Here is a 17383-nt window from a genome sequence, read left to right as displayed (position 1 = left end):
GGCTGACGTTGGATTACTCGGATTGGTTCAGGCTGGCGAAGTCGGCGCCGCGCCCGACCAGCTCGACCAGCAGCGGCGACGGCTTCCAGAAGATCGGGTCTTCCTTGGCGAACTCGCGGATGTCGGCCAGCACCTGGGGCAGGCCCACCGTGTCGGCGTACTTCATGGGGCCGCCGCGAAAACGCGGGAAGCCGTAGCCGTAGAGGAAGGTCACGTCCACGTCGAGCGGGCGCAGCGCGATGCGCTGCAGCACCACGTTGGCGCCTTCGTTGACCATGGCGGCCATGTAGCGGCGCATGATTTCTTCTTCGGTGAACTTGCGCGGCGTGATGCCGGCGCGCTCGCGCTCGGCGTCGATGATGGCCAGCACCTCGGGGTCGGGCTGGCCGGCGCGCGCGCCTTCGGGGTACAGGTAGTAGCCGCGCTGCGTCTTCTGGCCGAACCAGCCGCGCTCGCAGATGCGGTCGGCCACCTGCACGTAGCGCGCCTGCGGGTCGCGCGTGGCGGCCTTGCGCTTGCGCGTGGCCCAGCCGATGTCGCCGCCGGCCAGGTCGGACACCTGGAACGGGCCCATCGGGTAGCCGAAGTTGCGCACGGCCGCGTCGATCTCGTACGGCGAGGCGCCGTCTTCCATCATGTGGTCGGCGGCCTGGCGGTACACGGCCAGGATGCGGTTGCCGATGAAGCCGTCGCACACGCCGGCGCGCACCGGCACCTTCTTGAGCTTCTTGGCGAGTTCGAAGCCGGTGGCGACCACGTCGGCGCTCACCTTGGCGGGCACCACGATCTCCAGCAGCTTCATGATGTTGGCCGGCGAGAAGAAGTGCAGGCCCACCACGTCCTGCGGGCGCGAGACGCTGGCCGCGATTTCGTCGATGTCCAGGTACGAGGTGTTGGTGGCCAGCACGGCGCCGGGCTTGCACACGCGGTCGAGCTCGGCGAACACGGCCTTCTTCACACCCATCTCTTCGAACACCGCCTCGACCACGATGTCGACGCTGGCGAGCGCGTCGTAAGAGGTCGAGCCGTTGAAGCGCGACATCACGGCCGCCTTGGCCTCGGGCGTCATGCGGCCCTTGGCGATGAGGCCGTCGTACACCTTCTCCACGTGCGCGCGGCCGCGCGCAAGGCTGGGCTCGTCGCGCTCGATCATGGTCACGGGCATGCCCGCGTCCAGCATGGCCACGGCAATGCCCGCGCCCATGGTGCCGCCGCCGACGATGCCGGCCGCTTCGAGCTTGCGCGGCTTGGCGCTGCGGGTCTCGGGCGCCTTGAGCACTTCGCGCTCGGCGAAGAAGGCGTGGATCAGGCCGGCGCGCTGCGGGCTGTCGATGCACTGCAGGAACAGCTTGCGCTCCAGCGCCATGCCTTCGTCGAAGGGCAGCGTGAGCGCGCCTTCGACGGCTTCGATGATCTTCATCGGCGAGAACAGGCCGCGGCTCTTCTTGGCGGTGTCGGCGCGCGCGGCCTCCAGGGCGGCGCGGCTGGCTTCGGTGTCGGCCAGGCCGGTGGCTTCGCGCGAGCGGCGCACCGGGGCGTTGGCGGCGATCAGCTCGTTCGCATAGGCCAGGCCTTCGGCGCGCGCGTCGGCGTCGGTGCCCAGGCGGTCGACGAGGCCGAGCGACAGCGCTTCCTTGGCGAGCGCATGGCGCCCGCTCAGCATGAGTTCGAGCGCGGGCTTCACGCCGATCAGGCGCGGCGTGCGCTGCGTGCCGCCCGAGCCGGGCAGCAGGCCGAGCGCCACTTCGGGCAGGCCCAGCTTGGCGGTGGGCGAGGCCAGGCGGTAGTGCGCCGACAGCGCCACTTCGAGCCCGCCGCCCAGCGCGGCGCCGTGGATGGCGGCGATCACCGGCTTCGTGCAGTTCTCGATCTTCAGGCAGGCCTCGGGCAGCGAGGGTGGCTGCGGCGCCTGGCCGAACTCGCGGATGTCCGCGCCGGCGATGAAGTTGCGGCCGGCGCCGACGATCAGCACCGCACGGGCGGCGCTGTCGGCTTCCGCCGCGTCGATGGCGGCCACGAGGCCGCGGCGCACGTCCACGCCCAGGGCGTTGACGGGCGGGTTGTCGATGGTCACCACGAACACGTCGCCGTGACGCTCGAAGGTGACGGGACCGGAAGACGTGGAAGGGCTAGGGGTTGTGTTGGCCATGTGCTTGTCTCTTGCGTGGCGGACCCTGCAGCGCGAATGCGAGGGGAGGGGTCCGAGGCTCTGGGGGTGAACCCCGCATTCTTTGCCCGCAGCCCGGCTTTGACAATTGCATAGACGGTTGACAGACTGTCAAAGAATTTTTGACACAATCGCTGGCATGGACCTGCAATCGCTCACCCTGCTGGTGGAAATCCTCGATGCGGGCAACCTGAGCGCGGCGGCCCGCCGGCTCAAGATGACCCGCGCCAACGTCAGCTACCACCTGAACCAGCTGGAGCGCTCGGTGGGCGCGCAGCTGGTGCGCCGCACCACCCGGCGCGCCGAGCCGACCGAGATCGGCCTGCGGCTGTACCAGCACGGCGTGGCGATCCAGGGCGAGCTGCTGGCGGCGCGCGAATCGGTCACCGAGCTGGGCCAGGGCCTGCAGGGCCGCGTGCGGCTGAGCGTGCCCAGCGGCTACGGGCAGCTGGTGATGGCCGACTGGCTGATCGACTTCAAGCGCCAGTTCCCCGGCATCGTGCTCGACGTGGTGTTCGAGAACCGCATCGAGGACCTGCTGCGCGACGAGGTCGACATCGCCATCCGCGTGATTCCCGAGCCGCCGCAGAACCTGGTGGCGCGCGAGATGGGGCCGGTGCGCTACGTGGCCTGCGCCTCGACCGGTTACGCGGCGAAGCACCCGCTGCCCACGCAGCTCGACGCGCTGCAGGGCGCGCCGGTGGTCACGGCCGCCGTCATCGGCCGGCAGCTGCGCGTGTCGGCCTACCAGGGCGAGACACGAAGAGAGGTGATCCTGGAGCCGACGCTGATTTCGGAAAACTTTCTATTCCTGCGCCAGGCCATCCTCGCGGGCCTGGGCATCGGGCTGGTGCCCGACTACGTGGTGCAGGAAGACGTGCGCAAAGGCGACGTGGTGACCACGCTGGACGACTGGCGCCTGAGCATCTTCGGCACGCAGATGTTCATGCTGTACATGCCGAACCGCCAGCACACGCGGGCGATCCGGACGTTCATCGACTTCGTGCTGGAGCGGGTGCGGGGGCCGGGCGACGCGCCGGCTCAGGGGCCCGATGTGCAGTAGACAAGGAGTGCCGCCGCGCCGATCAGCAGCCAGGTGAACATGCCTGCGAGAGTGCCCCAATCCTCGCTCAGCACGATGCGGCCGTTGGGTGTCCGGGCCCAGTTTCGCCCGGGCGGCAGGTCGAACTCTCCCTTGGGATGCTTGACGAACATGTGGCCCAGCGTGGCCACCGGGACGATCACCACGCCGGTGAGGTAACCGGCCACGTGCGCCACGCACTCCGCGATGGGCTGCAGCACGAACTCGGAGACGGGACGGATCAGCGCTTCTGCAAGGGAGTCAAGTGGCATCGATTCGCTTCAGGGTGGACAGTCCCGCAGATTAGCCCACGCCTCAGGCTCCGCGCCGCTCTTTCCCCTCGGCCTCGTAATACCGCGCCTTGTCGTCGTACATCGCCCGGTCGGCCCGTTGCAGCGCCGACTCCAGCGTTTCCCCCGCATGGCAGGTGGCGAGCCCGATCGCCAGGCTCAGCGCGTGGCCGCTCTGGCCGGCGTGGAACTGGTTGTTCATCTCGAGCAGCGCGAGGATGCGCTCGCGCATGGCTTCGGCGCCGCGCTCGTCGGTCAGCGGCAGCAGCACCGCGAACTCGTCGCCGCCGATGCGCGCGGGCCAGGCCGGCGGGTCGACGGCCTTGTCGAGCACCTCGCCCATGCGGCGCAGCAACGAGTCGCCGGCGGCATGGCCTTCCTGGTCGTTGAGCTGCTTCAGGCCGTTCAGGTCGATCGCCACGATCGACACCGGCCAAGGGCCCTTGCGCGACAGGCGGTTGAGCTCCTCGGAGTAGTAGGTGCGGTTGCACAGCTGCGTGAGCACGTCGTGCTTGCCGAGGTACTCGAGATACGCCTCGGCCTTCTTGCGCGCGGTGATGTCCACCAGCGACACCAGCACCAGGTCCCAGCTGTCGAGCCGGTCGTCCTGCACCGCGAACTGCATGTGGATGTTCAGCACCTCGCCCGACAGCGAATAGTTGAGCACCTCGCGGTGCTGCACGGTCTTGCCGTTCCACAGGTCCTGCAGCTGCTCGGCGAAGGACTCGCGCATCTCGTCGCGGAAGATGCGCGAGAGGTTGCCCAGCAGGGTCTGCAGGTCGGGCGCGCCGAACATGCGCAGGGTTTCCTGGTTCACGTCGACGACGCGGATCTCCTGCATGCAGCGCGTGACGAACTCGGGATGCACCTTGATGAAGGTGGCGAAGTCGGTGATGCCGCGCGCGCGGATGTTCTGCATCAGCGTGCGCACCGCGCTGAAGTCTTCCACCCACAGCGACACCGGCGAGCGGTCGAACAGGCTGCGCGCGTACATGGCGCTCTCGTCGCGCAGGCGCTGCGCGGCCACGCGCTCGGTGATGTCGTCCAGCGAGACCAGCACGCGGTCCCAGCCGTGCTCGTGGCCGGGCAGCACGCGGGCGCGCACGCGCACGTCGAGCCGGCGGCCGTCCAGCGCGTAGTTGACGGTTTCGCTCTCGAAGGTGAGCTCGCCGCGCCAGAGCTGGTCGAGCTCGTGCACCACGGTGGCTGACATGTCGCCGCGGAAGACGCGGTCGAGCGCGCCGAGCAGGGTGTCCTGGCTGTCGGCGGCAAAGAGCTTCAGCGTGTGCTGGTTGACGCGCAGCACCTTCAGCAACGCCATGCAGTCGCTCACGCGCTTCGGGTCTTCCGACAGGTAGGCCACCAGGTCGGTGATGCCTTCGGCGCGCCAGCCGTCGAGCTTGCGCTTGAGTTCGCTGTAGTCCTCGATCCAGAGGGAGACGGGTGCCAGGTCGAACATGGCGTCGAGGTCGTCGGTGGGCTGGGAGACATCGGACGCGGCGGCGGACAAGACCATCGGTGGAGCTTTCGGAAAGCGGCGGGGCCATTGCCGGCGGGCGCCGGCGGGCTGGAATCTTAACTATTAACCGTGCGCACCAAAGGGGCTCGTGCCCCCTGGGCGCATCGGTGCACCGCCCCTCAGCGGCTGTACAGCCCCACCACGCTCTGCCCGCCCAGTGCGTGGCCCTTGAGCGCGGCCAGCAGCGCGTCGCGCGCGAGGCCGGCCGGCAGCGCGCCCGGTGCGAGGTCGGAGGCGACCACGGTCAGCACGTAGTGGTGCGGGCGGTCGCCCACCGGCGGGCACATGCCGCGGTAGGCGGGCGCGCCGGCCACGTTCGGGCCCATGGTGAAGTTGAAGTTCGAGCCGGCCTGGCCTTCGCCCGCCTTGAGCTCGCCGCGATCGGCCGCGATGTTGTAGGCCACCCAGTGCGACACGCCCAGGCCGGCCGCGCCGTCCGGGTCGAACACCAGCACGGCCACCGACCGGGTCTTGGCCGGCAGGTTGCTCCAGGCCACGGGCAGCGACACGTTCTTGCCGCCGCAGTCGCCGGCGCCGCCGTGGTCGGCCGGAATGACGCTGTTGTCGGCGAAGGCGCTGGACGTCACGCGCATGCCGGTGAAGGCCTTGCCGCCGGGGCCCGAGCCGGCCGGCATGCCGGCGCAGCCGGCCATGAGGCCCGCAAGGGCGAGCGCCGCTGCAGGCAGGGCGAGAGAGTGGAACTTGTTGCGCATGGAATCTCCTTGAAAGCTTGAGTTCATCCGGCGTGGCCGAGCCACACGCTGCCGTCCGCCTGCTCGTGCACCGCCAGCGGCGTGAGCCGTGCGCCGCGGCACGGGCCGCCCACGCACTTGCCGGTGTCGGGCTCGAAGATGGCGCCGTGGCGCGCGCACATCAGGAAGCGGCCCGAGCTTTCGAGCACCTGGCCTTCGAAGTCGAGCGGGCCGCCGGCATGCGGGCACTGGTTGAGGTAGGCGTACACGGCGCCGTGCCAGCGCACCGCGAAGGCGGGCGCGCCGTCGGGGGTGGTGAACCTGGCGGCCAGGCCGCCGTCGGCGAGGTTGGCGGCCATCGGGCCGGCGGCGGGTGCCGTGGCGCCACGGTGGGTCGCGGGTGCGGGGGCGGGTGCGGGTGCGGTGGAATCGTCTGACATCTGCCGGGGAGGGTAGCCCAAGGTTCGGCGGCTGCGCAACGTGTGAAACGTATGTCTTTTCATGTTCCCGGCCTTTGCTGAAGACTGTATATTCATACAGCATTCCGCTCAAGGAAACCTCGTGGACATCCAGCGCAAACTCGCCATCCTGGCCGACGCCGCCAAGTACGACGCCTCCTGCGCGTCCAGCGGCTCGCAGCCGCGCGACTCGCTGGGCGGGCGCGGCATCGGCTCGACCGGAGGGGCGGGCATCTGCCACAGCTATGCGCCCGACGGCCGCTGCATCTCGCTGCTGAAGGTGCTGCTGACCAACCACTGCCAGTACGACTGCCTGTACTGCGTGAACCGCGCGTCGAGCAACGTGCCGCGCGCGCGCTTTCGCGTCGAGGAGGTGGTGCAGCTCACGCTCGACTTCTACCGCCGCAACTGCATCGAAGGCCTGTTCCTGTCCAGCGGCATCATCAAGTCGCCCGACCACACCATGGAGCAGGTGGTCGAGGTGGCGCGCCTGCTGCGCGAAGAACACGACTTTCGCGGCTACATCCACCTGAAGACCATTCCCGACGCCAGCGACGAGCTGATCGCGCGCGCCGGCCGCTATGCCGACCGGCTCAGCATCAACGTCGAGATGCCCACCACCGAAGGCCTGCGCGCGCTGGCGCCCGAGAAGGACGAGAGCGCCATCCGCCGCTCGATGGCGCGGCTGCGCCTGCGCATCGATGACACGCGCGAGGAGGCGCGCCGCGTGGTGCCCATTCGCGCGCTGCCTGGCGCGTCAGCCACGCCCGCGAAGCCGCCGCCGTTCGCGCCCGCCGGGCAGAGCACGCAGATGATCGTGGGCGCCGACGCCACCGACGACCGCCACATCCTCGCGTCGAGCGCCACGCTGTACGGCGCGTACAAGCTCAAGCGCGTGTACTACTCGGCCTTCAGCCCGATTCCCGACGCGGCGCGCGCGCTGCCGCTGGCCGCGCCGCCGCTGATGCGCGAGCACCGGCTGTACCAGGCCGACTGGCTCATGCGCTTCTACGGCTTCGAGCACCAGGAGATCGTGGCCGCGCCCGACGGCCTGCTGCGGCTCGACGTCGACCCCAAGCTGGCCTGGGCGCTGGCGCATGCCGATCGCTTTCCGGTCGACCTGAACCACGCGCCGCGCGAGATGCTGCTGCGCGTGCCGGGGCTGGGCGTGAAGGCGGTCGAGCGGCTGCTGCAGGCGCGGCGCGTGCGCCGGGTGCGCGCGGACGACCTGCGGCGGCTGCACGTGCCGGCGCGCAAGGTGCTGCCGTTCGTGGTGGCCGACGGCCACCGGCCGGCGGCGGGCGCGATGGCCGCCACGGCGCCCACGGCGCAACCCGCTGCCGCACAGGCTGCGCAGGCCTCGCTGTTCTGAACCGAACGGACGCGTCATGCAGGTGCGGCTCGAAGACCCGATCGACCTCGATGCCTTCCGCCGGCACGCGCGGCAGCTGCTGGCGGCCGGCGTGCCGCCGGACCACGTCGAGTGGCACGACGGCAGTGCGCCCGGCGGCGCGGCCGACCTGTTCGGCGAGGCCGGCGGCGATGCGCCCTTGCCTCCCGCAGCAGGCGCCGCGCGGCATCCCGTGCCCGCCTCCTTCATCGCGCTGTGCGCCGACGTGATCCTGCACCGCGATGCGCAGCGCTTCGCGCTGCTGTACCGGCTGCTGTGGCGGCTCGCGCACGAGCCGGGCCTGCGCCACGACCCGATCGACGCCGACATGATGCAGGCGCAGCTGATGGCCAAGGCCGTGCACCGCGACATCCACAAGATGCGGGCCTTCGTGCGGTTCACGCGCGTGGCCGGTTCGGATGCAGAACAGGAACAGGCCGGCGAACGCCATGTCGCGTGGTTCGAGCCCGATCACCGCATCGTGGAGGCCAATGCGCCGTTCTTCGCGCGCCGCTTCGCGCAGATGCGCTGGGCCATCCTCACGCCGGAGCGCTGCGTCGAGTGGGACGGCCAGGCGCTGTCGTTCCGCGACGGCGCGGACCGCCGCGAGAAGCCGCCGCCCGACGCGGGCGAGCAGCTCTGGCTCACCTACTACGAGAACATCTTCAACCCCGCGCGCCTGAAGCTCGCGACGATGCGGCGCGAGATGCCGCGGCGCTACTGGCACAACCTGCCGGAGGCCGCGCTGATCCAGCCGCTGGCCGAGGCGGCCGGCGCGCGCAGCCAATCGATGATCGACGCGCCGGCCACGCCCGCGCGCCGCATCCGCGCACCCCTGTTGCTGAACCCGCTGCCGGGCGGCGGCGTGGCGCCCGCCGACCTGGGCGAGTTGCGCGCCGCGGCGCACGCCTGCCGCGCCTGCCCCATCGGCGCGTTCGCCACGCAGGCGGTGTGCGGCGAGGGGCCGCTGGGCGCGGGCCACATGCTCGTGGGCGAACAGCCCGGCGACCAGGAGGACCTGGCCGGCCGCCCCTTCGTCGGCCCGGCCGGCCAGCTGCTCGACCGCGCGATGGCGCAGCTGGGCTGGGCGCGCGACAGCGTGTACCTGGCCAACGCCGTCAAGCATTTCAAGTACGAACTGCGCGGCAAGCGCCGCATCCACAAGACGGCAGGACAGCGCGAGGCCGAGGCCTGCGCGCACTGGCTCGACAGCGAAATCTCGCTGGTGCGCCCGAAGGCGCTGGTGGCGCTCGGCGCCACGGCCGCGCGCGCCTTGCTCGGGCGGCCGGTGGCGGTGCAGGCCGAGCGCGGCGCCTGGCTGAACGAACGCGGCGACGGCTTGCCGGTGTTCGTCACGCTGCATCCCTCGGCGTTGCTGCGCCTGCCCGACGAACAGCGCGGCGAGGCGCATGCGCTCTGGCTGGCCGACCTGGCCCGCGCGATGGCGGCGCCTGCGATCATCGAAGGTTCATGAACACCGACGACTCACGCTGGAACGCGTACCTGCACGAGCGGCACTCGCGCGAGACCTTGCGCGACTGGGCACGCAGCCTTTCCTTCTTCCGCTTCTGCCGGGCCTTCGGCGGCCATGCGAACGACGGCGACTGCTTGCGCGTGGCGCTGGCCGTTGCGTCCGAGGCGCGGCTGTGCGAGGTGTTCGCGCGGCTGGGCATCGCGCTGGAGCGCCTGCCGCCGGACCACCCCGAGCCCGTGATCGGCGTGCACTACAGCGGCACCGAATTCAAGAAGTTCGTTTCCGCGGCGCACGGCTACGGCCTGCCGGTGCGGCAGCCGGGGCAGGTGCGCATCGCTGGCGTGGCGGTGTTCGCGTGGCTGCGCGCCGGCCGGCTGGAGCTGTCGATGGCCGATGCCGACGAGCCTTACGACGTGACGGCGCGCACCGTGCGCGAGGCGCAGGCGGTGGAGGCCGTGCTGCATCCGCTGGCCGGCCTGTGCATCGATCCGCCGCAGGAAGGGCGCAACTGCCTGAGCCCGAAGGCCTGCCCGTCGCTTTGGACGGACACCACGTACACCACGGACGGCAAGGGCTAGCTAGAGCGTTCCGCCGTCCGGCCAGTTCTCCCAGTGCGTGTTCGGCGCCTGCGTGGGCCGGTAGTGCGCGGCGTCGCCGGTCACCAGCACCCGGGCCAGCTGCTGGAACGTCTCTGAATGGCCCGGCCGCGCCGCTTCGTCGACCACGTCGGGGTGATGCCACGCTTCGAGCTGCAGGATCTGCTGCATCTCCGGCCGCACGCTGGCCCGGCGCTCGGCTTCCGTGGCCAGCACCTCCTCGCGGTGCGTGGCCGCGAGGATGCGGCAGAGCTCGAAGGTGTGCAGCCGGCCTTCTTCCATGGGAACGATGCCGTGGGCCGCGCAGTCCGCGAGCGACGGCGCGGCCATCGCGCGGCCGCGCAGCGCCAGTTCGCGCGGGCCGTTGGCCACCCATTCCTCGCTGTCCTCGTCGAGCCAGCCGCCCGGATCGATGGGGTGGACGAAGCGCGATTCGTTGTTCGGGTTGTTCGCCAGGTAGTTGGCGTATGCCTCGGCGTTCACGCAGGCCGTGGCCGTGTCGCGGTCGTGCAGGCGGCTGGCGAAAGTGTGCACGTGCGTGTCGGGCAGGCCCGACCTCGGCGAGAAGCCGAACACCTCGATGACCATGGCCCAGTCGTCGGCCGAGCGGTACAGCGACAGGCGCGTGGCCGCGAGGTAGACGTAGCCGTTGTCCAGCATCGGGAACACGTAGTGGTCGCAACACCGGTCGAGCACGGAAAGGATGTCGGCTTCTTGCCAGTTCTGCATGGAGGCTCCCGGGCCCGCGGCGGACCCCGGCGCCGACTTTAGCGCCGGAGGATGACGTGGCCGATATGCGTGGCCGATATGCGTGACCGAGATGGTGCGACCAAGGTGACGCGCTGATGAAACCGTTCGCCGCGGCGCCGCGTACACCTCCATACCGGCTACGCCATCCGGCGAATAGACGCTGAGGCGCCGGGTTTTGACAATGCAGACGCTCGAATTCCAGAGGCCGCCATGCGCGCGCCGGCAGAAAGAGAAAGCACGTTGATGATGCTGAAACAGGGTTGGCGCGGAGCCGACGTTCGCCGTTTGCAGGAGGCGCTGAACCGCAAGCTCTCGCCCAGCCCCGCGCTGGTCACCGACGGCGACTACGGTCCGCGCACCCGCGCCGCCGTGCTGCGCCTGCAGGCCGCGCACTGGCTGGTGGAAGACGGCGAGGCCGGCCCGTGCACGCAGAACGTGGCCTTCGACGGCGAGCGCGACGCGCCCATCCTGCACCCCGTGGCGCTGATCCCGCCGCCCGAGGCTGCGCTGTGCTGGGCCGCGGGCATCGCGATGATGACCCGCTCCACCGTGGCCGCGGTGCTGGCGCGCACACCCGGCGACCTGCTCGCCACCGACGGCGCACTGCAGTCCTTCATCGATACCCACGACGACGGCATGGCGGGCGGGCGGCGCTTTGCGCAGGCGCACGGCCTCACGGTGCGCGCGCCGTCGCCCTGGTCGCTCAAGTCGCTGCGCGCCGCGCTGGAGGCGGGCCCGGTCATGCTCGACATGCTGTGGGGCCCGAAGGGTTATGCGCAAGGCGCCGGCCGGCCGGGCCACACGGTGGTGGTCGCGGGCATCCGCGGCGACAGCGACCCGAGCGGGCGCGGCACCACGCTGCGCGTGTTCGACCCCTGGCCGCCCAACAAGGGCACGCGCAGCTCGGTCAATTTCTACAAATGGGTGCAGGCCGCGAGCTCGCGCACCTGCCGGGTGTTCCTGCGCTAGCTGTTTCTCGCCTGCGCACAGAATTCGCGGGCCCCCGAACTTTTCGCGAACCGTTTGGCGGGTTCGACGCCTCCTTGTGTCCGAGGGTCTTCCTCATGCATCCAAGGAACGAAGGAATCGCCATGCTCTACGTCAAGAATGTCCCCGGCTGGGAACGCGCGCTGCGCATCGCCATGGGCCTCGCCGGCCTGGTCTTCGCCGCCATGAACTGGGGCGCGGCGGGCTCCACGCTCGCCGTGGCCGCCGGGCTGGCGGGCGCCATGCTCGCGCTCACCGGCCTGGTCGGCTTCTGCCCGATGTGCGCCATGGTCGGGCGCAAGCCCGCCAAGGGGCGCTGACCCCATGACCGCCGCTGCCGCCGCTGCCAGCATCGAGCGCACCGCGCTGGTCCGCGCGGCGCAGACCGGCGACCCCGCCGCCATCGAGGGCCTGCTGGCGGCCTGCCAGACCGACGCGCGCCGCTACGCCTGGCGCCATTGCCAGGCCAGCGACGTCGACGACGCCGTGCAGGAGTCGCTGCTGGTGATCGTGCGCAAGGTGCGCGGGCTGAAGGCGGCCGCGGCGTTCTCGGCGTGGCTCTTCACCGTCATCCGGCGCGAGTGCCTGAAGCTGCAGCGCGCCATGTTCCGCCACGAGCCGCTGGACGACGAGACGGCCGAGCGCCAGCTCGCCAGCCGCAGCGACGGCGCGCTGCGGCTGGACCTGACGCATGCGCTGGAGTCGCTGCCCGCGCACTACCGCGAGGTGGTGCTGCTGCGCGATTTCGAGGAGCTCACCATCGCCGAGATCGCCGAACGGCTGGGCGAGCCGCCGGGCGCCGTCAAGAGCCGGCTGCACCGCGCGCGGGCGCTGGTGCGCGAGTATTTGCTGGGGGGCGATGCGACAATCCCCCCGCCATGACAGACATCCCCACGACCCTCACGATCACCCGCCCCGACGACTGGCACTTGCACGTGCGCGATGGCGCCGCCCTCGAAGCCGTCGTTCCCCACAGCGCCCGCCAGTTCGGCCGCGCGCTGATCATGCCGAACCTGCGTCCCCCCGTGACCACCGCCGCGCAGGCCGTGGCCTACCGCGAACGCATCCTTGCCGCCGTGCCCGAAGGCATCGCCTTCGAGCCCGTGATGTCGCTCTACCTGACCGACAAGCTGCCGCCCGAGGAAATCGCGCTGGCAGCCGTTGCCGGCGTGCGCGCGCTCAAGCTCTACCCGGCCGGCGCCACCACCAACAGCGATGCCGGCGTGACCGACATCCGCAAGACCTACAAGACGCTCGAGGCCATGCAGAAGCACGGCCTGCTGCTGCTGGTGCACGGCGAGGTGACCGACCCCGCCATCGACCTGTTCGACCGCGAAGCCGTGTTCGTCGACCGCGTGATGATTCCGCTGCGCCGCGACTTCCCCGAACTCAAGGTGGTGTTCGAGCACCTCACCACCAAGGAAGGCGCCCACTACGTGCGCGACGCCGACCGCTTCACGGCCGCCACCATCACGGCGCACCACCTGCTGTACAACCGCAACGCCATCTTCACCGGCGGCATCCGCCCGCACTACTACTGCCTGCCCGTGCTCAAGCGCGAGACGCACCGCGTGGCGCTGGTCGAGGCGGCCACCAGCGGCAGCGACCGCTTCTTCCTGGGCACCGACAGCGCGCCGCACCCGGCGCACCTGAAGGAACACGCACTGGGCTGCGCCGGCTGCTACACCGCGCTCACCGCCATCGAGCTGTACGCCGAGGCCTTCGACAGCGTGAACGCGCTCGACAAGCTCGAAGGCTTCGCGAGCTTCCACGGCCCCGACTTCTACGAACTGCCGCGCCACACCGACACCGTCACGCTCAAGCGCGAAAGCTGGACCGTGCCGGAAACCGTGCCTTACGGCGACGCCACGCTGAAGCCCTTGCGCGGCGGCGAAACCATGAACTGGAAACTCGCATGACCCCCACGCTGCGCGTGATGCTGCTGATCGACGCCGACAACGTCTCGGCCGATGTGATCGAACAGGCCGTGCAACGCACGATGGACGAGTACGGCGCCATCCACGTGCGCCGCGCCTACTGCAACGCCGAGATGGCGGTGAACCGCCAGGCCCTGTTCAAGCGGCTGTCGGTGCGCCCGATGGTGAACCTGTCGACCGGCAAGAACAGCACCGACATCGCACTGGCCGTCGACGCCATCGACCTCGTGATCGACGAGCGTCCCGACGTGGTGGTGCTGGTGTCGTCCGACTCCGACTTCGCGCCGCTGGTGATCCGCCTGCGCGAAAAGGGCTGCCGCGTCTGCGGCATCGGCCAGCAGGGCAAGACGGGCGAGGAAACGGTCGGCATCTACGACAGCTTCATGGACCTGGCGCACCACGGCGCAAGCTACGCGGCGCCCGCGGTGCGCACCACGCCCGCGAAGAAGACGGCCACGGCCACGGCCAAGTCGGCCGCCACCAAGACCTCGCGCGCGAAGAGCGCCGGCACGGCGACGGCCACGGCAGCCGCACCTGCCGCTGCGGCAGCGAAGAAAGCCGCAGCGAAGAAGACCGCACGCAAGACGGCCGTCAAGACGGCTGCCAAGACGCCCGCCAAGACGCCCGCTGCGCCGAAGCCGCAACCTCCGTCCGAAGCCGCCGAGTTCATCCTGCAGGCAGCGCCCGCGTTGCGCAGCGGCAAGGAAGTGCCGCTCAACGACGTGGCGAAAGCCTTGCGCACCGCCGGCCTGCTCGGCAAGCACGGCAGCTCGCTCAAGCTGTTCGACAAGCTCACCGCGGAGTTCGCGGTGATGCAGCACCCCGACCGCATCCGCTGGACGGGCGCGCCCGCGTCTTGACCCTGCCGGCGATCGACTGGGCGCAGCCCTGGCTGGCGCCCTATCGTTCGAGCGGCGAAGCGGTGGCGCAGGCCGCGCGGCACGCCGGCGTGGCCGCCGCGCTGCAGGGCGCCAAGCCTGTGCCCGTACCCACGCCGGTGCCCGACTTCGTGCACCAGGACGCACTGCCTCCAGGCCGGGCCTACGAGGCGCACATCTTCCAGACCCGCAGCGTGCCCACGCGCGACAACCTGCACGACTTCTTCAACGGACTCGTGTGGCTCGCGTTTCCGCACACCAAGCGCCGCCTCAACGCGCTTCAGGCGGGCGAGATCGCGCACGCCGGTGTCGGGGCCGTGCGCGGGCCGCTGCGCGACGCGCTCACGCTGTTCGACGAAAACGGCGCGCTGCTCGACGCGCCGCCCGCGCTGTGGCGGGCGCTGGCCGCGCGCGACTGGCATGCGCTGTTCGTCACGCAGCGCGGCCTGTGGCGCGAGGCGCGTCTGCTGCTGTTCGGGCACGCGCTGCTCGAGAAGCTGGTGACGCCGCGCAAGCCGATCACGGCGCACGTGCTGCTGCCGCATGACATGAGCGCACCGCTGGCGCTCGACGACGCAACGACCGCAGGAAATTTCGATGCGGACTGGCTCCGAACGAAGCCTTTCGTACCCCTTCCGGTGCTCGGCGTGCCCGGCTGGTGCGCTGAAAATACAGCGGCATCTTTCTACGCCGACGCGGGGGTCTTCCGGCCCTTGCCGAACATCGTCACAGCGTAGTTTTCGCGGGCTCGGGAGGCCCGCCGCAGCGCGTGCACCGCACGCGGGCTGCATTCCATTTCAGAGGAGCTCACACAACAACATGGACACCGTCATTCTTCTGCTCAAGGTCGGGCTGATTCTTTACGCGATCTACAGCTTCATCGTCTACGCCTCGCGCCGCTCCGGCAACCGCGACGCGCTGAAGGACTTTCGCAACACGCCCGTGCTGCGCCGCATCACCGACGAAGAGAAATCCGCACTGCAGCCCTTCCTGATGGGGCAGGACCTCACGGTCGGCGACGAGGTGCGCGAACTGCGCGGCGCCTTCCTGCGCCATGGCCTGCAGTCGCAGGGCTCGTCGACCGAGCACGACACCATCGGCGACGTCGACGTGCTGCTGCCCTACGACGCCTTCGACCACGTCGAGCCGCACAACGAGGCGCTGGTCGTGCTCAGCAGGAAGTGCGCGGTGGTGATCCGCGTGAACGGCTTCGACCTGCTCGAAGGCCGCCAGCGCGCGCAGCGCCAGCAGGCGCAGGACAAGCAATGGAAGCGCGGCGAAGCCGGCGCGCTGCCGAGCCTCGACGAGGTCGCTCAAGACGCGAACCCGCTCGCCCGCTACGAGCGCGGCGAGGTCGACATCCTCGGCCAGCGCACCGAGACGCCCGAGGAAGTCGCGAGCCGCATGGGCCGCGGCGGCTGGGCGTCCGCCTTCGCGTGGCTGGCCGCCTTCGTGCTGCTGTGGATCGCCACCTGGGACGCCACGCGCGGCGCGCAGGCCTACCTGCTGGGCGCGGGCCTGCTCGCCGCGCTGTGGGGCGCGTGGCTCTTTGTGCGCCGGCCGTCGGCCGCGGCGGCGGTGCGCCAGCCGCAGCCCGTGAACCGCGTGCGCGGCATGCTCAACCAGATCGCCGTGGCCGACGTGCGCAACGTGGCGGTCCGCAAGGTCGGCATGTTCATCGGCGACAAGCTGAGCCTGGTGCTGCCTTCGCACTGGAGCAACCCCGCGTCGGTGCCGTACGGCGAGGTGATCGAGGCCGAGCTGCGCACCAGCGACTACAGCGCGGTGAGCTTCGGCGACCGGTGGTCCGTGGCCGACGAGTGGCGGCGCTTTCGCCCCGTGTACTGGGGCCGCCACCTGCTGCTGTTGCTGGTCGGGCTGCTGGCCCTCGGCGCGCTGGCGCTGTCGGCACCCGACCTGCGCGGCGAGGCGGCGGTGGTCGCGCAGTGGCTCTCGCACGCCAGGAGCCCGGCCTATGCCGACCCCGTGCAGCTGGAGGAAAACCCGCCGAAATGGGCCAGCTTCGCGAACATGGAAGGCGAAGCCCGCTGCGAGATGAATATCGACACGGACATGAACGGCCGCGGCGATGACGCGCACGCCGTGCCGGTCATCGACTGCACCACCGTGCGCTGGGCCGGCTCCGACCCGGTCGTGCCCGCGCTGGACATTCCGCAGAGCGTGCTGGCGCTCGCCCAGCCGGATTTCATCCGCGCGTCGGAGAACGGCATGTCGGCCGCCCTCATCGCGATGCTGCGCATGCAGATGGGCCAGGCGCCCGACCCGCTCGCGGCCTACCGCGCGCGCGAGAACATGCCCATGGTCGTGCGCGGCTTCGACCGCTCGGTGGCCATGATCGACGCCGCCTGCAACGACAGCGGCGGGCTCTCGCCCGAAGCCTGCGGCCGCCTGCAGCGCGAGCTGGTGCGCGCGATCGACGCCACCGTCGAGAAGAACGGCGCCGACACGCCCGTCACCACCTGGGCGGCGCTGGCCGCCAGCGCGAAGGCGGGCGCGGAGAACGCCGACCTCGTGCTGTCGCGCAGCCAGCTCGCGACCGTGCAGCGCGTGCTGCACAAGGCCGTCGACAGCGTGGTCGCCGAGAAGATCGCGGCCGCGCGCCCGGCCATCGTGCCGGCCAGGGGCGGCGTGCTGCTGGCGTCGACCTCCCGCATCGGCGATGCGCGGGGCAAGTTGAGTGAGTCGGGTGAGTCCGGCGCCGAGCCGGGCGAAGACGCCGAGGATGCGGCGGCCGATGACATGGCCGGTGGTTCGCCCAGCGGTTCCCTGCTCGAACGCTGGGAACGGCTGCGGCGCAATGCCACCGCCGACGGCCTGCGCCCCTTCGTGCTCGAGGGCCTGGTGACCGCCGTCGGCAAGGACGCCGCGGGCACGACGCGGGTGCGCGTCGACCCGGGCCTGGACGCCACGCACAGGGCCAGCGCCGGTGCGTACACACTGTGGGCGCTGTTCGCGGCGCTGCTGGTGCTGGTCAACGGCGTGCTGTTCGCGGTGCGCCTGACGCAGGGCATGCGCCGCGGCGCGCGCCTGCAGGCCGACATTGCCACGCGCCCGGCGCCGGGAACAGCGGGCCTGTTCTGAATCGTCCGGGCCTTCGGCGCTCTCCGACAGGCCTTTGCGCGCCCGGGGAATACCCGGGCGCC

General features: G+C 70.7%; 17 protein-coding genes. 11 read left to right on the top strand and 6 right to left on the bottom strand.

The window, feature by feature from the left end:
- Positions 1-13: 13 nt before the first annotated feature.
- Positions 14-2149 (bottom strand): 3-hydroxyacyl-CoA dehydrogenase NAD-binding domain-containing protein, encoded by a 2136-nt coding sequence (locus BM013_RS10710; protein WP_093126329.1) that lies wholly within the window; start codon positions 2147-2149, stop codon positions 14-16.
- 157 nt (positions 2150-2306) lie between these two features.
- Here BM013_RS10710 and BM013_RS10705 point away from each other — a divergent pair, with 157 nt between their 5' ends.
- Positions 2307-3230: a LysR family transcriptional regulator gene (locus tag BM013_RS10705; protein WP_093126326.1), complete on the top strand. Its 924-nt coding sequence runs from the start codon at positions 2307-2309 to the stop codon at positions 3228-3230.
- Here BM013_RS10705 and BM013_RS10700 read toward each other — a convergent pair.
- The 4 genes from BM013_RS10700 to BM013_RS10685 form a co-directional block, all read right to left on the bottom strand.
- A complete protein-coding gene (locus BM013_RS10700) occupies positions 3209-3520 on the bottom strand; it encodes a hypothetical protein (protein WP_093126323.1) in 312 nt (103 codons plus the stop codon). The genes BM013_RS10705 and BM013_RS10700 overlap by 22 nt on opposite strands.
- A 43-nt stretch (positions 3521-3563) precedes the next feature.
- Complete coding sequence (locus tag BM013_RS10695; protein WP_177225453.1) at positions 3564-5054, bottom strand: sensor domain-containing diguanylate cyclase; 1491 nt, start codon at positions 5052-5054, stop codon at positions 3564-3566.
- Positions 5055-5176: 122 nt separating this feature from the next.
- Positions 5177-5770: a YbhB/YbcL family Raf kinase inhibitor-like protein gene (locus tag BM013_RS10690; protein ID WP_093126321.1), complete on the bottom strand. Its 594-nt coding sequence runs from the start codon at positions 5768-5770 to the stop codon at positions 5177-5179.
- Positions 5771-5793: 23 nt separating this feature from the next.
- On the bottom strand, positions 5794-6189 hold the full coding sequence (locus tag BM013_RS10685) for a Rieske (2Fe-2S) protein (protein WP_093126318.1): 396 nt from the start codon (positions 6187-6189) through the stop codon (positions 5794-5796).
- 121 nt (positions 6190-6310) lie between these two features.
- On the opposite strand from BM013_RS10685, the gene BM013_RS10680 reads away from it, so the two are divergent.
- Genes BM013_RS10680 through BM013_RS10670 form a run of 3 tightly spaced genes read left to right on the top strand, consistent with a single transcriptional unit; the run spans position 6311 to position 9649 of the window.
- Complete coding sequence (locus BM013_RS10680) at positions 6311-7579, top strand: putative DNA modification/repair radical SAM protein (RefSeq protein ID WP_093126316.1); 1269 nt, start codon at positions 6311-6313, stop codon at positions 7577-7579.
- 16 nt (positions 7580-7595) lie between these two features.
- Positions 7596-9071, top strand: a complete 1476-nt coding sequence (locus BM013_RS10675) for a UdgX family uracil-DNA binding protein (protein WP_093126313.1) — start codon at positions 7596-7598, stop codon at positions 9069-9071.
- Positions 9068-9649 carry a hypothetical protein gene (locus BM013_RS10670; protein WP_093126310.1) on the top strand — a complete coding sequence of 194 codons (582 nt, stop codon included), beginning with the start codon at positions 9068-9070 and terminating at the stop codon, positions 9647-9649. The genes BM013_RS10675 and BM013_RS10670 overlap by 4 nt, the downstream gene beginning before the upstream one ends.
- On the opposite strand, the gene BM013_RS10665 is transcribed toward BM013_RS10670, so the two are convergent.
- Complete coding sequence (locus tag BM013_RS10665; protein WP_093126307.1) at positions 9650-10396, bottom strand: DUF7003 family protein; 747 nt, start codon at positions 10394-10396, stop codon at positions 9650-9652.
- A gap of 264 nt (positions 10397-10660) precedes the next feature.
- On the opposite strand from BM013_RS10665, the gene BM013_RS10660 reads away from it, so the two are divergent.
- The 7 genes from BM013_RS10660 (at position 10661) to BM013_RS10630 (ending at position 17321) form a co-directional block, all read left to right on the top strand.
- Positions 10661-11386 carry a peptidoglycan-binding protein gene (locus tag BM013_RS10660; protein ID WP_218153648.1) on the top strand — a complete coding sequence of 242 codons (726 nt, stop codon included), beginning with the start codon at positions 10661-10663 and terminating at the stop codon, positions 11384-11386.
- 122 nt (positions 11387-11508) lie between these two features.
- Positions 11509-11724, top strand: coding sequence for a YgaP family membrane protein (locus tag BM013_RS10655; RefSeq protein WP_093126302.1), 216 nt, complete (start codon positions 11509-11511; stop codon positions 11722-11724).
- A gap of 4 nt (positions 11725-11728) precedes the next feature.
- Entirely contained in the window at positions 11729-12286 is a 558-nt protein-coding gene (locus tag BM013_RS10650; protein WP_093126300.1) for an RNA polymerase sigma factor, read from the top strand.
- Positions 12283-13323 carry a dihydroorotase gene (gene pyrC, locus BM013_RS10645; RefSeq protein ID WP_093126297.1) on the top strand — a complete coding sequence of 347 codons (1041 nt, stop codon included), beginning with the start codon at positions 12283-12285 and terminating at the stop codon, positions 13321-13323. Before BM013_RS10650 ends, pyrC begins: the two co-directional genes overlap by 4 nt.
- On the top strand, positions 13320-14201 hold the full coding sequence (locus BM013_RS10640; RefSeq protein WP_093126296.1) for an NYN domain-containing protein: 882 nt from the start codon (positions 13320-13322) through the stop codon (positions 14199-14201). The genes pyrC and BM013_RS10640 overlap by 4 nt, the downstream gene beginning before the upstream one ends.
- The gene (locus BM013_RS10635; RefSeq protein WP_093126294.1) at positions 14198-14956 is read left to right on the top strand and encodes a DUF3025 domain-containing protein; all 759 of its coding nucleotides are present in this window, start codon (positions 14198-14200) and stop codon (positions 14954-14956) included. The genes BM013_RS10640 and BM013_RS10635 overlap by 4 nt, the downstream gene beginning before the upstream one ends.
- An 82-nt stretch (positions 14957-15038) precedes the next feature.
- Positions 15039-17321 (top strand): IgaA/UmoB family intracellular growth attenuator, encoded by a 2283-nt coding sequence (locus tag BM013_RS10630; protein ID WP_093126291.1) that lies wholly within the window; start codon positions 15039-15041, stop codon positions 17319-17321.
- Positions 17322-17383 lie beyond the last annotated feature (62 nt).

Source organism: Variovorax sp. OK605 (genome assembly GCF_900115445.1).
GTDB lineage: Bacteria > Pseudomonadota > Gammaproteobacteria > Burkholderiales > Burkholderiaceae_C > Variovorax.
Note: the sequence above shows the minus strand (reverse complement) of the source record. Positions and strands in the feature narration are given on the sequence as shown.

Coding starts and splice junctions, on each gene's coding strand:
- BM013_RS10655 (WP_093126302.1), top strand. CDS start 11,509: ATGCTCTACGTCAAGAATGTCCCCGGCTGGGAACGCGCGCTGCGCATC.
- BM013_RS10660 (WP_218153648.1), top strand. CDS start 10,661: ATGATGCTGAAACAGGGTTGGCGCGGAGCCGACGTTCGCCGTTTGCAG.
- BM013_RS10630 (WP_093126291.1), top strand. CDS start 15,039: ATGGACACCGTCATTCTTCTGCTCAAGGTCGGGCTGATTCTTTACGCG.
- BM013_RS10710 (WP_093126329.1), bottom strand. CDS start 2,149: ATGGCCAACACAACCCCTAGCCCTTCCACGTCTTCCGGTCCCGTCACC.
- BM013_RS10685 (WP_093126318.1), bottom strand. CDS start 6,189: ATGTCAGACGATTCCACCGCACCCGCACCCGCCCCCGCACCCGCGACC.
- BM013_RS10690 (WP_093126321.1), bottom strand. CDS start 5,770: ATGCGCAACAAGTTCCACTCTCTCGCCCTGCCTGCAGCGGCGCTCGCC.
- BM013_RS10675 (WP_093126313.1), top strand. CDS start 7,596: ATGCAGGTGCGGCTCGAAGACCCGATCGACCTCGATGCCTTCCGCCGG.
- BM013_RS10665 (WP_093126307.1), bottom strand. CDS start 10,396: ATGCAGAACTGGCAAGAAGCCGACATCCTTTCCGTGCTCGACCGGTGT.
- pyrC (WP_093126297.1), top strand. CDS start 12,283: ATGACAGACATCCCCACGACCCTCACGATCACCCGCCCCGACGACTGG.
- BM013_RS10700 (WP_093126323.1), bottom strand. CDS start 3,520: ATGCCACTTGACTCCCTTGCAGAAGCGCTGATCCGTCCCGTCTCCGAG.
- BM013_RS10650 (WP_093126300.1), top strand. CDS start 11,729: ATGACCGCCGCTGCCGCCGCTGCCAGCATCGAGCGCACCGCGCTGGTC.
- BM013_RS10640 (WP_093126296.1), top strand. CDS start 13,320: ATGACCCCCACGCTGCGCGTGATGCTGCTGATCGACGCCGACAACGTC.
- BM013_RS10695 (WP_177225453.1), bottom strand. CDS start 5,054: ATGGTCTTGTCCGCCGCCGCGTCCGATGTCTCCCAGCCCACCGACGAC.
- BM013_RS10705 (WP_093126326.1), top strand. CDS start 2,307: ATGGACCTGCAATCGCTCACCCTGCTGGTGGAAATCCTCGATGCGGGC.
- BM013_RS10670 (WP_093126310.1), top strand. CDS start 9,068: ATGAACACCGACGACTCACGCTGGAACGCGTACCTGCACGAGCGGCAC.